Here is a 14,207-nt window from a genome sequence, read left to right as displayed (position 1 = left end):
GCCGCGAGCTTATCGGGGGGCTCGGCTACCCGCCGCGGGGGTTCCCGCCGTTCCCGGCCGCCAGGCCGGCGGCGGGCCCGCGGCTCCCGCCGCGAAGGGTTCCCTACGGTGCCGAGTACCGCCTCGCCGTGGCCGGATGGTGCGGCAGGCGGCGACGAGACGGGGACCCGAACGGCGAGAATCCACACCGTACTCGGGAATCCGCACCGTACTAGCGAAGGGCCTCGGAGACTTCGGTGGCCGCTTCGACGACGCGGAGGCCGACACGTTCGGGGACCGCGTCGGCGAGCATGACGACACCGACGCTGCCCTCGATGCCGGGGACGCCGACGAGGGGGGCCGCGGCGCCGCTCGCGCCCGATTCGAGGTCGCCCTTGGCGATGACGTAGCGGAGCTGGTTGGTGGTGCCCCCGGCGCCCAGGACGCGGTCGGTGCCGTCGCCGGCGACGGCGGTCCGCACCCCGTAGTCGGCGAAGTCCGCGTACTCGACGTCCTCCCCCGCCGCCCGCTCCCAGCCGATGCCGTCCGGCGCGGGCTGCATGCCGCGGCCGGCGAGGATGGCCCGCCCGGCGGCCCCGCGGTCGAGCGGGTGGCGGAACCCGGTGCGGTAGGCCACGTGGTAGTCGGTCCAGGTGGGTTCGACGACCGCGACGGCCAGCGCCTCGGAGCCGTCGACGAGGGTGAGGTGCGCGGTGGCGCCGATGTCCTCCGCGAGCGAGCGCAGCGCGGGCAGCGCGGCCTCCCGCAGCAGCGGGTGCACCTGGTGCGCCAGCCCCAGCACGCCGAGCCCCACCCGGGCCCGCCCGCCGAGGTCCCGGCGGACCAGCGAGTGCTGCTCCAGCGTGGCGAGCAGGCGGTAGACCACCGTCCGGTTCACGCCCAGCTTGCCGGCCAACTCCGTCACCGTCAGGCCGTGGTCGGTATCGGCCAGCAGCTTCAGGACCCGCAGGCCCCGGTCGAGCGTTTGAGACGTCTCCGCGGTCACGACGCCCCCTCCTCGTGAAATCGGCGGCGCATCTCGCACTCCCCGAGCGTCGGGTACGCACTGCCGGTCCCGCGGCAGTGCGCGAGAGGCCGCCGGTCGGTTCGTTACCGGCTGCGCTCCGCGGCTGCACTGCCACGGCGCGTGCGTGACCGGCACCGTAGCGAGGGAGTACCGCTGAGCGGAAGAGGTCGTCCACAATCCGGGCGCTGTCTTGACCTGTTTTTGGGGCGCCGAACGCACGCAATCCGGCCGAGACACGTACAATCCGCTGCCGGAAATTTCGCGGTGAGCGGCACCGGTTGTCACTCGCGCCAGTGACACCACGCGCCGGGGTGTCACCGCATCCGGGTCGCCCACTCCTGGACCTTCTTGATCCGCTCGGTGAGTTGACCCGCCGTCGCCTCGGCGCTGGGCGGCCCGCCGCAGACCCGCCGCAGCTCGTTGTGCACCACTCCGTGCGGTTTGCCGCTCTGGTGGTGGTATGCGGCGACAAGGGTGTTCAACTGCTTGCGGAGCTCCAGCAGTTGGCGGTGGCTGACGACCGGGCGCCGCTCGGCCGGCAGCTCCAGCAGGTCCGCCTCCTCGTCCGGCTTCTTGCGGCTGTGCGCGATCTGCCGGGCCTGCCGCCGCTGCAGCAGTATCTGCACCTGGTCCGGCTCCAGCAGGCCCGGGATGCCGAGGTAGTCCTGCTCCTCCTCGCTGCCGGGGTGGGCCTGCATGCCGAACTCGGCGCCGTCGTAGAGCACCCGGTCGAAGACCGCGTCGGACTCCAGGGCCTCGAAGGGCAGTTGGTCGTCGTCGGTGGCCTCGTCCTCGGCCCGTTCGGCCTCGGCGAGGAGTTGGTCCTCCTCGGCGAACGGGTCCTCCTCGCCCGCCTTGCCGGGCTTGTCGAGCACGTGGTCGCGCTCGACCTCCATCTCGCCGGCGAACTCCAGCAGGGTGGGGATGGTCGGCAGGAAGACCGACGCGGTCTCGCCGCGCCGCCGGGAGCGGACGAAGCGGCCCACCGCCTGGGCGAAGAACAGCGGCGTGGAGATCGTCGTCGCGTACACCCCGACCGCCAGGCGCGGCACGTCCACGCCCTCGGAGACCATCCGGACCGCGACCATCCAGCGGTCCTGCGAGGCGCTGAACTCCTCGATCCGCTTGGAGGCGCCCGTATCGTCGGAGAGCACCACAGTGGCCTTGTGGCCGGTGATCTCGCGCAGCAGCTTGGCGTAGGAGCGGGCGGTGTCCTGGTCGCTGGCGATCACCAGGCCGCCGGCGTCCGGGATGGCCTTGCGGACCTCGGTGAGCCGCTGGTCGGCGGCGCGCAGCACGTTGGGGATCCACTCGCCGGTGGGGGCGAGCGCGGTGCGCCACGCCTGGGCGGTGGCGTCCTTGGTCATCGGCTCGCCGAGCCGGGCGGACAGCTCGTCGCCGGCCTTGGTGCGCCAGCGCATGGTGCCGCTGTAGCTGAGGAAGATCACCGGGCGGACGACGCCGTCGGCGAGCGCGTTGCCGTAGCCGTAGGTGTAGTCGGCCGAGGAGCGGCGGATGCCGTCGTTGCCCTCCTCATAGGTGACGAACGGGATCGGGTTGGTGTCCGAGCGGAACGGGGTGCCGGTCAGGGCGAGCCGGCGGGTGGCCGGCTCGAACGCCTCCAGGCACGCCTCGCCCCAGGAGCGGCTGTCGCCGGCGTGGTGGATCTCGTCGAGGATCACCAGCGTCTTGCGCTGCTCGCAGCGGTTGCGGTGCAGCATCGGGCGCACGCCGACGCCCGCGTACGTCACGGCGACGCCGTGGTACTCCCGCGACACCGGGCCGGCGCTGTACTCCGGGTCCAGCCTGATCCCTATCCGGGCCGCCGCGTCCGCCCACTGCGTCTTGAGGTGCTCGGTGGGGGCGACGACGGTGATCTGCTGCACGAGATGGTTGTGGAGCAGGTAGGAGGCGAGGCTGAGCGCGAAGGTGGTCTTGCCGGCGCCCGGGGTGGCCACCGCGAGGAAGTCCCGCGGCTGCCGCGCCACATAGGCGTCGATGGCCCCCTGCTGCCAGGCCCGCAGCTTGTTCGCCGTCCCCCAGGGTGCGCGGCCGGGGAAGGCGGGGGACAGGTGGTGGCCGGCGGCACCGGCGGGGTGCGAGGCGGAGGTAGTCACGGTCTCCATACGGGGTCGGTCGGCGTACGGCGGCGCCGCTGCTTCGCCGGGCCCCGCCGCTTCTCGGTTCGGTACGAAAACCGCCTCAGCCTACCGGCCCCCCGGCCACCCCCCGCGCCGACGCCCCGCTCGGGGCCCGGCTGCGACCCAGCTCACAACGGGGCGCCGGCAGGGGCGTTGAGGGGCCCACTCAGGACGCCCTCACTTGGCGACGCGCAGGCGGGGGGCCGTGGTGGCGCCGAGGAGGGCTATGGCGGCGGCGGGGAGGAAGACGGCGGCGAAGGCGGCGGGGTGGGACGGGGAGGCCGTGGTGGCGGTGGTGGAGCCGCCGCCCAGGGCGGTGAAGACGGTGCCGGCCGCGCCGACCAGGACGACGTTGGACAGGGCGTCGCTGACCTGGAGGGCGGCGGAGTTGGTGCCCGCCTCCTCGGCCGGGGACAGCCGCAGCAGGAGCACACTGAGCGCGGAGATCGCCAGGCCCATGCCGGTGCCGCCGACGCACCAGGACACCGCCACGGTCCACGCGGGCACCTGGTGGAGCAGCACCAGCGGCACCGTGCCGATCGCCACCGTGGTGAGCGCCATACCCGCCTGGACCAGGCGTTCGCGCACCGGTGCCAGCCGCGGCCGGGCCTGCAGCCAGGAGCCCAGCGCCCACGTCATGCCGCCCCCGGAGAGGGAGAGCCCGGCCAGGGTGGGCGACAGGCCCCGCTGGGTGACGAGCATCAGCGGGATGAAGCTCTCCGCGGCGATGAAGGAGCCCGCCGCGATCCCGCGCATGAGCACCACCGTCGGCAGCCCGCGGGCCGCGCGGAAGGTGCCGCGCGGCAGCAGCCGCAGCGCGGCCGGCACCAGCAGCGCCGCTCCCGCCACGGCGGGGGCGATCGAGCGCGGCCGCAGGTCCTGGCCCGCGTACTGCAGCAGCGCGGCCCCGGCGGCGAGCGCGGCGGCCAGCCAGATCCGGCGCCGGTCGGCGGCGGCCGGCTCCTGCGTGCGGCCGGTCGCGGTGCGCCGCAGCGCGGGCAGCATCACCGCCACCGGCAGCAGCACCAGGACCGGGATGGACAGGAACACCCAGCGCCAGCCGAGGTGTTCGGAGACCGCGCCGGAGATCAGCGGGCCCACCAGGGCGGGAACCACCCAGGACGCGGAGAAGGCGGCCATCACCGCGGGCCGCAGCCGCTCGGGGTAGGCCCGGCCGACGACCACGTAGAGCGCGACGATCACCAGCCCGCCGCCCAGCCCCTGAACGGCCCGCCCGAGCACGAAGACGGCCATCGAGGAGGCGGTGCCGCTGACCGCGAGGCCGGCCGCGAAGCCGGCGATGCCCGCGGTCAGCGGCGGGAGCGGTCCCGCGCGGTCGCACCACTGGCCGCTGACCACCATGGCGAGCAGCGAGGTGGTGAAGTAGCCGGAGAACGCGAAGGCGTACAGGCCCAGGCCGTGCAGGTCCCGGGCGGCGACGGGCATCGCGGTGCCGGTGGCGGTCGCCTCGAAGGCGATCATCAGCACGACGGAGACGATGCCGAGGGTGAGCGCCCGGTACGGCCGGGCGAGCACCCCGCCCGCCTCCCCCGGGCCCGGGGCGCCGTCCGCGGGCCCGCCCGGCCCGCCGTCCGGCCCCTCGCGCAGCCCCTCGCACATGTCCGCGCCCTGCGCGGCCGCCGCCACTTCAGCCGCCGCTTCCGCCCCACCCGCACGGCGCCGTCCGCGCCCTCCCGCCACAGCCATCCGGCCAGCGTAAGGGGTGAAGGGCCGCTCTGCCCCCTGCCGGTGGGCCCGTTCTCCCTGGTCCGCTCGGCCTGGGCCCACCGCCGGGCTCGCGGTGCGGGCCGGGGGCGGGCGGGCCGAGCGTGAACGGGGTGTGGCAGTCGCATTGCAGGGCGCCCCATCGTGTTGACCCGCACCCGGGGCGCCCGCCATCGTCGGAGGCGGAACAAGCACACGGCCGTGTGCCCGAGTGGTCAGGGACTCGTCTGCAAAGCGAGCCACGCCGGTTCGAATCCGGTCGCGGCCTCACAAGGACGCCGGGCCGGCACCCGCGAAGGGTGCCGGCCCGGCGCTCGTCCGCGCGGCTCCCGCCGCCTCACTTCAGGGCGACCGCCGCGACGACCGCCGCGATCACCGCCAGCGCCAGCACGACCGCCGCGGTGATCTTCGCCGCGCTGTAGGGGCGCTCGCCGATCACCTCGCCGGTGCGGGCGTTCACCATCACCTGCCAGGAGCGCCCGGCGTGCAGGTAGGTCAGGAACCACACGGGCAGCAGCACCAGCTTGTACGTCACGTCGTCGTACCGCGTGTCCACCGAGGTGACGCGCTGCTCGTCGCCGCCGATGTCCGCGCGGCAGTCGCCCTCGATCACCTCGGCCATGCGCTGCTTCGCCGTCTCCAGCCCCTGCTCGGGCTCGACGTCGTAGCGCACGGTCTGGAAGCCCGCGAGGTATTCCGCCTGGTAGGGGCGGGCCTCCTCCAGTGGCCAGGGGGTGAGCTTGTCCAGCTGCGCGGCGGCGACGTGGCCGGTGCCGGCGACCAGGATGTCGTCGAAGCCGCGGGCCACGGTGCCCGAGACGTGGTGCCAGCGGGTGTGCCGCACCTGCCGGGTCCTGGTGACCTGCTCGCCGTTCTCGGTCGCGGTGTAGGTCTCGGTGGTGTAGTAGTACTCGCCGCGCTGGCCCTCGTAGTGCGAGGTGGTGGCGGCGTCGTACGTCCAGTGCGGCAGGTAGCTGCCCTTGAACGTCTCCGCCTCGGTGACCTTCTTCAGGCTGCCGGGGGCGAACCAGCGCGAGGACGTCCACTCCCCCAGCTTCTCGCGGGCCGCCCGGCGGTCCAGGCCGAAGGGCACGACCGCCTCGGGGACGACCCGCTCGGTCAGCTCGGGGTCGGCGACCAGCGCGGTGGCGCAGAACTGGCAGCGGGCCGACAGGTCGTCGGTCTCGGTGCGGGCGCCGCAGCCGGGGCAGACGAAGGCGCGGGCGGCGCCGAGCGCGGTGGCGCGCGGCTTGGCCGGCAGCGCCGCCAGCTCCTCGATCGGGTGCTCGCGCACCTGCCGCGGCACCGCGGCAACCGCCTGCTCGTGGCCGCAGTAAGGGCACTTGAGGGCGTCGGCGCCGGGTGCGAACTCCACCGTCGCCCCGCACGCCTCGCACGGGTAGGACTGCCCGCCCGCGTCCGCGCCGGGGAAGCCGGCGCCCGCCGCGAAGCCGTCGGCTCCGCGCTCCTGTGTGCTCATGGGTCTGCTCTCCCCGCCTCAGGCCTGCGGCGGCAGCGGCGGCGGCACGGCGGCGAAGAGCCCGCCGAGGTCCGGCACTTGGGCGGCCGGCTGCCAGGCCGCCATCCCGTCCTTCCACACCAGCGTCTCGCGGGTCAGCGAGCCGGCGCCGGCCAGGCCGGCCAGCGCGGCCGCGTCGTAGGGGCCCTGCTGGGTGCCGCCGATGCCGACGAACCACTGGGCGGGCTGCGGCAGCGGCGGCGGGGTGGCCACGGCAGGAGCGGGGGCAGGAGCGGGAGCGGCCGCCGGGGCCGCGGGCGCCTGCGGGGTGAGCCCGGCCGCGATCCGCTGCCCCATCGCCATCCCCACACCGAGCCCGATGCCCTCGCCGGCGCCGCCCGGGTTGCGGGCCGCGTCCCCGATCGCGTCGGCCGCCTGGAACTGCGTGTACTGGTCGAGGTTTCCGGCGATGCCCATCCGGGAGCGGGTGTCGATCGCCTGCTCGACCTCCGGCGGCAGCGAGATGTTCTCGATCACGAACTTCGGCAGGCTGATGCCGACCGGGGCGAGCTCCTGGCTGATCGCGCCCGCCAGCCGCGTGCCCAGCAGCTCCTGCTGCCCGGCCAGGTCCAGCATCGGCACCCCGGCGGTGGCCAGGGCCGTCGACAGCTTGGAGACGACCAGCTGCCGCAGGTACTCCTGCACCTCCTCGGTGCGGAACTGCGGGTCGGTGCCGGCCAGTTCGCGCAGCAGCGCGGCGGCGTCGACCACCTTGGCGGCGAAGGTGCCGAAAGCACGCAGCCGCACCATGCCGAACTCCGCGTCCCGGACGATCACCGGGTTCGCGGTGCCCCACTTCATGTCGGTGAACTGCCGGGTGGTGACGAAATAGACCTCGGCCTTGAAGGGCGAGTCGAAGCCGTACTTCCAGCCCTTCAGCGTGGACAGGATCGGCATGTTCTGCGTCTGCAGGGTGTAGGTGCCGGGGGTGTAGACGTCGGCGATCTGGCCCTCGTTGACGAACACGGCCGTCTGGGACTCGCGGACGATCAGCTTCGCGCCCATCTTGATCTCGTTGTCGTGCCGCGGGAAGCGCCACACGATCGTGTCCCGGCTGCTGTCGGTCCACTCGATGATGTCGATGAACTCGCCGCGGATCGCGTCGAACAGACCCACCCTGGCCCCCATCCCGCGCTGCGCGCGTCACTGCCCTGCCGCCCGGGCACCCGGCTGCGCCCGAACCCGCGCACTTTAGCAACCAGGCGCGCGCCGCCCCGGAAGACGCCCGCGGCCGCGGGCACGGTTCCCCCTGGCCGCGGCCCCGCGGGCACCTCGTGCCCCGCGAAGTGGCCCACGGAACGGGTGCCCCAGTGGTCCGCACGAGGAGGGCGGCCAGGCCGTACGGTCGGGGCCATGATGCTGCGAGGACAGGCCCCCGGGCGGGGCCGCAGGAGTCAGGAACCGGCGGCGGGGCGCGGCCCGGCGGTGGCGGCGTGAGCGGGGCGGCGGCGCTGCGGGCGCTGCACCACGGCCGCGCGGCCGGCGACCCGCTGGTGCTGCCCGGCCCCTGGGACGCCGCCTCCGCCCGGGTGTTCGCCGACGCCGGGTTCGAGGCGCTGGCCACGCCGAGCGCCGGCGTCTCGGCCGCGCTCGGCTTCGAGGACGGCCAAGGCACCCCGCCCGCCGAGATGTTCGCGGCCGTCGCGCGGATCGCCCGCGCGGTGGACGTACCCGTGACCGCCGACGTCGAGGCCGGATACGGGCTGCCCGCCGCGGAGTTGGTGGAGCGGCTGCTGGCGGCGGGCGTGGCCGGCTGCAACCTGGAGGACACCGACCCGGCCACCCGTCGGCTGCGCGACCCGCACGAACAGGCCGACTATCTCGCCGCGGTACGGGCCGCGGCGGGAGCCGACCTCGTCCTCAACGCACGGGTGGACACCTTCCTGCGCGGCGATCGCACGCTCGCCGAGGCCGTCGCCCGCGGCCGCCTGTACGCCGAGGCGGGCGCGGACTGCCTCTACCCGATCACCGCCCCGCCCGAACTCCTCGCGGACTTCCGCGAGCAGACCGGGCTGCCGGTCAACGCCCTGTGCCGGGCGGGCAGTTCGTCCCCGCGTGAGCTGGGCGCCTTCGGCGCGACCCGGGTCACCTTCGGCGGCACCCTCCAGGAGCAGGCGATGCACGTCCTGGCGGAGACCGCCCGCGGCCTGCGCGGCTGAGCAGGCGTCAAGAACCTGGCTCCCATGGGGATTCGGGGCCGGCGACGGCCCGCCGGGCGGGGGTTCGGCGCCGTTGGCCCGCCGGGTCCGCAGTGGCGCGGCAGCGGCCCGGGCGCAGATTCGGCACCCTTCGCGCGCCTGGCCCGCAGTCGCACCGCAGCGGCGCGACCGCCGTGTCCCGCCGCGCCGGTCCGTTCTGCCCGCGTGAACGCCCCTGCGGGCGACCGCCGTTGGGGCCCGTCCTCAGACCTGCGGTTTGACGATCGCGGCCTGGGGGCGGATCGGCAGCCGGTTAACCGGGCGCCCGGTGGCCGCGCGCACGGCCGCGGCGACGGCGGCGGGCGCGGTCACCACAGGCACCGCCGAGACCGCCTTGGCGCCGAACGGGGCCACCACGTCCCGCTCCTCGACCAGCTTCACGATCCGCACGTCGGGCGCGTCCAGCGCGGTCGGCAGCGGGTAGCCGGTGAAGTTCGGCCGCTTGACGACCCCGCCCGGCGCCCGCAGGTCCTCCATCAGCGCCATGCCCAGGCCTTGCGTGACACCGGCCTCGATCCGGGCCGCCAGTTGCCGCGGGTTGAGCACGCGGCCCACGTCCTGGGCGACGGCCAGCTCCACCGCCCGCACCGAGCCCAGCTCGATGTCGACGTCGACCACCGCGCGGATCGCGCAGAACGCCAGGCCCACGAAGGCGTCGCCCTGCCCGTTCTCGTCGAGCCGGTCGGTGGGGTGCGGGCGGCACTGGGCGGTCGCCCACAGCTCCTTGCCGTCGAGCGTCTCGGCCACGGTGGTGGAGAGCACCCCGTCGTAGGAGGTGATCTTGCCGTCGGCGATGGACAGCAGCTCCACCGACATGCCGAACTTCGCGGCCAGCGGCTGGAGGAGCTGGGTGCGGACCATCTTCGCGGCCCGCTCCACCGCGCCCGCGCTCACCCACGTGTGCCGGCCGCGGGCGGCGGGGCCGGCGGGCGGCTGGTCGGTGTCGGCCGGCAGCACCCGCACGTCCTCCACACCCAGCACCTCCTGGACGACCTGGCGGGCCAGCGTGGTGAAGCCCTGCCCGGTCTCCACCGCGGCGCAGATGACGGTGGCCCGCCCGTCGTGGATGCGCACGGTCGCGGTGGACACCTCGTCGGTGCCCTCGGCGCCGAGCACGTGCACCATGCCGAGCGCGTAGCCGACCCCGCGGCGGACCGCGCCGGGCTCGCCCGCGCCGGAGGTGCCGCCGGGCAGCAGCCACTGCGACTCGTCCTCGCCGTCGGGCAGCGGCGGCAGGTCGGCGTCGCGCACGGCCTTCAGCAGCTCGCCCACCGGCGCCGGGCAGGTCACCGTCTGGCCGGTGGGCAGCAGGTCGCCGGTGGCCAGCACGTTGCGCATGCGGACCTCGGCGGGCTCCAGGCCGAGCTTGGCGGCGAGCTTGTCCATCTGGCCCTCGTAGGCCGCGCAGACCTGCATCGCGCCCTCGCCGCGCACGTGCCCGGACGGCGGGTTGTTGGTGCGCACCGCCCAGCCCTCGACGAAGACGTGCGGCACCACGTAGGGGCCGGCGGCGAAGGCCACCGCGGCGGCGAGCGCCGAGGAGGAGGCGTCGGCGTAGGCGCCGGCGTCCAGCAGGATCTGCGCCTCCACCTTCACCAGCCGGCCCTCGGCGTCGGCGTGGTGCCGGTAGCGCAGCAGGGTGGGGTGGCGGTGGGCGTGGCCGAGGAAGGACTCCTCGCGGGTGGCGACGAACTTCACCGGGCAGCCGGTCTTCAGCGCCAGCAGCCCGAGCGGCAGTTGGACGCCGGAGTCCTCGCGGTCGCCGGTGGCGCCGGGCACCCCGGTGACGACGACCTTGACCCGGTCGGCCTCCAGGCCGAAGCAGGCGGCGGCGATGTCGCGGTCGGCGTGCGGGTCGGTGGAGGCGATGTAGAGCTCCACGCCGCCGTCCGGGCGCGGCACCGCGAGCCCGGCCTCGGCGCCGATCGGCGCCGGGTCCTGCCGGCCGACCCGGTACAGGCCCTCGACCACGACCTCGCCGACCGCCTCCGGGTCGCCGAAGCTCAGCGGGATGTGCCGGATCAGGTTGCCGTCGGGGTGCAGCGGCTCGGCGGCGAACGCCTTCTCCGGGTCGGTGACGGGGTCCAGCACCTCGTACTCCACGAGGATCGCGGCGGCGGCCAGCCGGGCGGTGTCGGGGTGGTCGGCGGCGACGGCGGCGATCGGCTCGCCGTGGTGGCGCACGACGTCCTGGGCGAAGACCGGCCGGTCGGCGACGCCCCGGCCGTGCATGGCGTCGCCGGGCACGTCCTCGTGGGTGATCACGGCCCGCACGCCGGGCATGGCGCGCGCGTCGGCGGTGTCGATGCGCACGATCCGGGCGCTGGGGTGCGGGGAGCGCAGCACGGCCGCCCACAGCAGGCCCTCGGCCCACAGGTCGGCCGCGTACGGGTAGGTGCCGCGGGTCTTGGCGAGCGCGTCGGCCGGCGGCACGGAGGCGCCGATGCCGTGCGCGGAGGCGCCGGCGAGGGTGTCGGCGACCGGCCCGGGGCCTTCGATGATGCTCACAGGGCGCCTCCCACGGGCGAGTCGGGCCGTCCGGCGGTCATCCGGCGGCTCCCGGCGTGCCGGGCCCGCCCTGCTGCGGCACCCGGGCGTGGTCGTCGGCGGCCGCCTCGTCCTCGGCCGCCCGGGTGGCGACGACCTGGCGGACCGCCTCGATCACCCCGCGGTAGCCCGAGCAGCGGCACAGGTTGCCGCTGAGGGCCTGGCGGACGTCGAGGTCGGTGGGGCGGTGGTTGCCCTCCAGCAGGTCGTGCACCGTCATCGCCATGCCGGGGATGCAGAAGCCGCACTGGACGGCCCCGCTGTCGGCGAGGGCGCGCTGCACGTCGGAGGGGCGGCCGCCCTCGCCCAGGCCCTCCACGGTGCGCACCTCGCTGCCGGCGGCGGTGGCCGCGGGCACCAGGCAGGAGGCCACCAGGCGGCCGTCCACCTGCACCGAGCAGGCCCCGCACTCGCCCTGCTCGCAGCCGTCCTTGGCGCCGGCCAGGCCCAGCCGCTCGCGCAGCACGTAGAGCAGGGACTCGCCGAGCCAGGCGTCGGTGACGGGCCGGTCGGTGCCGTTGACCCGCAGCATGTACGAGGCCAGCGGGTGCTCGCTGCGGGTCTCCGGCAGCGGCTCGGGCTCCGGTTCGGCGGCGGCCCCGGCGAGCGGGTCGTCACCGGAGTCGTCACCGTGGTGGTCCGGGGTGTCGGCGGCGTCGGCGCCGGGCTCGGCGAGGGGGTCGGGCAGGGTGCCGTCGGCGGCGGCCGTACCGGGGTCGCCGGGGTCGCCGGGCCCCTCGGAGCCCGCGCCCTCCTTCTCGGCGGGCGCCCCGAAGGTCTCGCCCGCCTCGCTGTCCGCGGGCGCGAACGGCTCGGCGCCGTGCGGCGGTTCGGCCCCCTCGGCGGGCTCCTCGGGGAGCCCGGACGCCTCGCTCCCGGCGGCCGCGGCCTCCTCCCCCGCCTCGCCCGCGTGCTCGCTACCGGGCCCGGTGCCGAAGCCGCCGTCCCCGCCGGCCGGGGAACCTCCGTCGTCGCCGGAGCGCTGCTCGGGCAGGTGGAGCGCCGTCGGCTCCTCGTGGCCGGCCTCCCCGGCGGGGTGGGCGGGCCGGGGCGGCGCCGGGTCGCGCGGGCTGTCGGGGTCGTCCACGAAGGCCGACCAGGCGGCGTCGGCCGCGGGCGCGTGCGCGGGCAGCCAGGGGCCGCCCTCGGTGCCGTCCTGGCCGTACGGCTGCGCCCAGGGACCGCCGCCGGTCCCCGGCCCGTTCTCCTGGGCGGGTTCCCGGCCGCTTTCCTGACCGGTGTGCTGCTCGGGAGGCGGCGGGAAGTCCTGCGGGAAGCCGTGCCCGAAGTCCTGCGCGGGCTCGGCCGAGCCGCCCTCGGCGGGCGTGCCCGCGGCCTCGGCGGCCGCCCTGGCCGCCGCCGCGCCCTGGCCGAACATGCCCGCCGGGAACGACGAGGTGGGCGCGGCCGGCGAGGGCGCCTGGTCCCAGGACGGCGGCGGGGCGAAGGCGCCCACGGAGAACTCCCCGGAGTCCCCCTCGCCCTCGTCCCTGATGACGGGGATCGTCCAGGTGGTGGCCGCGTCGGCGGGCCGGGCCGCCGACGCGTCGGGCCCCGGCTCGGTCCCCGCCTCGGGCTCACCGCCGCCCTGCCCGGCCCCGTCGGGCACGCCGCCCTCGTGGCCGCCGTATCCGGCCGGGTCGCCTTGCGTCCCGCCGTAGCCGCCCGGCTGGTGCGGGGCGTAGCCCTCGGGGTCGTAGTCCTGCCCGGCGTAGCCGCTGCCCTCGTGGCCGCGGTAGGCGTCCTCGGCGGCGGTGTCGTGCCGGCCGTAGACGGGGGTGCCGTAGTAGGGGGCCTGGCCGGGGTAGCCGGAGTAGTCCGCGTAGTCGCCCGGGTAGCCGGTGGTGTGGCCGGCGGGGCCGCCCTCGCCCGCCGGGTCGGCCTGGCCCCGGTAATCGGGGTGGTAGTCGGGGCCGACCGGGCCGTGGGCGCTCAGGGGGTCCTCGCCGGGGCGCGGCTCGGGCGGCAGTTGGGCCGCGAAGGAGACGTGCATGGTCTGGTCGGGGTCGTAGTCCCCGCCGCCGGGCACGGGCTGCCAGGCTCCGGCGCTGCCCGGGCCGTCCTGCCCGTGCGGGTCCCGCTCGTGCGGCTGCCGGTCGGTCATGCCAGGGCCCTCCCGAGCGCTCGGCGGGACAGTGCGGCCACGGTACGGCGCAACTGGACGGCGGCGGGCGGCAGTTCGACGCCCGGCTGGTCGGGGATGCAGGCCGCGGCCACGTATTCACCGAAGGCCGTGCACGCCTCGGGGGCCAGGCTGCGCTCGCCGTCCCAGTCGATCAGCCCGGCCACCCACTGCTCGGCCTCCAGCGGCCGCAGCGGCACCGGCGCCACCGCGCCGACCGAGCAGCGCACCTGGCGCCGGGCCGGGTCCACCACGAGCGCGACCGAGGCCACCGCGCGCCCGGGCCCGGTGCGGCCGGTGGCCTTCAGGAAGGTCTGCGGGGCGTGCAGCAGCGGGATGCGGACGAAGGCCAGCAGCTCGCCGGGGCGCAGCGGGTCCATCCCCGTGAGCAGGTGACTGACCGGCAGTTCGCGGTCGCCCTCGGGCCCGGCGAGTATCACGCTGGCCTCCAGGGCGGCCAGCACCGGCAGGGCGTCGCCGGTGGGCGCGGCGGTGGCGATGTTGCCGCCCAGGGTGCCCGCGTTGCGGATCTGCGGCGGTCCGGCCGAGCGGGCGGCGGCGGCCAGGGCGGGGATGAGCGCGGCGAAGTCGGGGCGGCCCATGCGGGCGTGGGTCAGTCCCGCGCCGAGCAGGGCGGCGCCGTCGGCGTACTGCCAGCCGCGGATCTCGCTGATCCGGCCGAGGCCCACCAGCGCGGCCGGACGCAGCAGCCCGGAGTTCACGGCCGCCATGAGGTCGGTGCCCCCGGCGACGGGCACGGCGCTGGGCATGGCGGCCAGCGCCTCCACCGCCTCGTCGAGCGAGGACGGCAGCGTGACGTGCTCCGCCGCCTGCCCTGCATACGTGCTCACGCAGCTGCCCCTTCCCGGCCTACCTCCGTCACGCGGTAGCCGTACCGTACGTGCTGACAGCCCGGACGTGGCAACTCTGGCACATGTTCCCGGGCGGT

General features: G+C 75.9%; 9 protein-coding genes and 1 tRNA gene. 2 read left to right on the top strand and 8 right to left on the bottom strand.

Annotated features, from left to right (window positions below):
* Positions 1 to 211 precede the first annotated feature (211 nt).
* From BLR33_RS16615 to BLR33_RS16605, 3 genes are all read right to left on the bottom strand, one after another.
* Positions 212 to 985, bottom strand: a complete 774-nt coding sequence (locus BLR33_RS16615; protein ID WP_093785270.1) for an IclR family transcriptional regulator — start codon at positions 983 to 985, stop codon at positions 212 to 214.
* A 335-nt stretch (positions 986 to 1,320) separates the two neighbouring features.
* The gene (locus tag BLR33_RS16610; protein ID WP_093785269.1) at positions 1,321 to 3,132 is read right to left on the bottom strand and encodes a DEAD/DEAH box helicase; all 1,812 of its coding nucleotides are present in this window, start codon (positions 3,130 to 3,132) and stop codon (positions 1,321 to 1,323) included.
* Between the two features lie 192 nt (positions 3,133 to 3,324).
* On the bottom strand, positions 3,325 to 4,767 hold the full coding sequence (locus tag BLR33_RS16605) for an MFS transporter (RefSeq protein ID WP_093785543.1): 1,443 nt from the start codon (positions 4,765 to 4,767) through the stop codon (positions 3,325 to 3,327).
* Between the two features lie 302 nt (positions 4,768 to 5,069).
* Between BLR33_RS16605 and BLR33_RS16600 the strand changes: the two genes are divergently transcribed.
* Positions 5,070 to 5,140 (top strand) — tRNA-Cys (locus BLR33_RS16600).
* Between the two features lie 69 nt (positions 5,141 to 5,209).
* Here the strand turns inward: BLR33_RS16600 and BLR33_RS16595 are convergent.
* Both BLR33_RS16595 and BLR33_RS16590 read right to left on the bottom strand, forming a co-directional pair.
* Complete coding sequence (locus tag BLR33_RS16595) at positions 5,210 to 6,352, bottom strand: hypothetical protein (RefSeq protein ID WP_218136668.1); 1,143 nt, start codon at positions 6,350 to 6,352, stop codon at positions 5,210 to 5,212.
* A gap of 18 nt (positions 6,353 to 6,370) precedes the next feature.
* A complete protein-coding gene (locus tag BLR33_RS16590) occupies positions 6,371 to 7,507 on the bottom strand; it encodes an SPFH domain-containing protein (protein ID WP_093785268.1) in 1,137 nt (378 codons plus the stop codon).
* Positions 7,508 to 7,824: 317 nt separating this feature from the next.
* Between BLR33_RS16590 and BLR33_RS16585 the strand changes: the two genes are divergently transcribed.
* A complete protein-coding gene (locus BLR33_RS16585; RefSeq protein ID WP_093785267.1) occupies positions 7,825 to 8,550 on the top strand; it encodes an isocitrate lyase/PEP mutase family protein in 726 nt (241 codons plus the stop codon).
* A gap of 243 nt (positions 8,551 to 8,793) precedes the next feature.
* Here BLR33_RS16585 and BLR33_RS16580 read toward each other — a convergent pair whose 3' ends face one another.
* From BLR33_RS16580 to BLR33_RS16570, 3 genes are read right to left on the bottom strand one after another with little or no spacing between them, the layout of a single operon-like run.
* Positions 8,794 to 11,091 carry a xanthine dehydrogenase family protein molybdopterin-binding subunit gene (locus tag BLR33_RS16580; protein WP_245771481.1) on the bottom strand — a complete coding sequence of 766 codons (2,298 nt, stop codon included), beginning with the start codon at positions 11,089 to 11,091 and terminating at the stop codon, positions 8,794 to 8,796.
* Positions 11,092 to 11,134: 43 nt separating this feature from the next.
* A complete protein-coding gene (locus tag BLR33_RS16575) occupies positions 11,135 to 13,240 on the bottom strand; it encodes a (2Fe-2S)-binding protein (RefSeq protein WP_093785265.1) in 2,106 nt (701 codons plus the stop codon).
* Complete coding sequence (locus tag BLR33_RS16570) at positions 13,237 to 14,109, bottom strand: FAD binding domain-containing protein (RefSeq protein ID WP_093785264.1); 873 nt, start codon at positions 14,107 to 14,109, stop codon at positions 13,237 to 13,239. The genes BLR33_RS16575 and BLR33_RS16570 overlap by 4 nt, the downstream gene beginning before the upstream one ends.
* Between the last annotated feature and the right edge of the window lie 98 nt (positions 14,110 to 14,207).

Source organism: Actinacidiphila guanduensis, from assembly GCF_900103985.1.
Lineage (GTDB): Bacteria > Actinomycetota > Actinomycetes > Streptomycetales > Streptomycetaceae > Actinacidiphila > Actinacidiphila guanduensis.
Note: the sequence above shows the minus strand (reverse complement) of the source record. Positions and strands in the feature narration are given on the sequence as shown.

Excerpts from the sequence above, each read along its gene's own strand:
- BLR33_RS16610 (WP_093785269.1), bottom strand. The coding sequence starts at position 3,132 with ATGGAGACCGTGACTACCTCCGCCTCGCACCCCGCCGGTGCCGCCGGC.
- BLR33_RS16605 (WP_093785543.1), bottom strand. The coding sequence starts at position 4,767 with ATGTGCGAGGGGCTGCGCGAGGGGCCGGACGGCGGGCCGGGCGGGCCC.
- BLR33_RS16595 (WP_218136668.1), bottom strand. The coding sequence starts at position 6,352 with ATGAGCACACAGGAGCGCGGAGCCGACGGCTTCGCGGCGGGCGCCGGC.
- BLR33_RS16575 (WP_093785265.1), bottom strand. The coding sequence starts at position 13,240 with ATGACCGACCGGCAGCCGCACGAGCGGGACCCGCACGGGCAGGACGGC.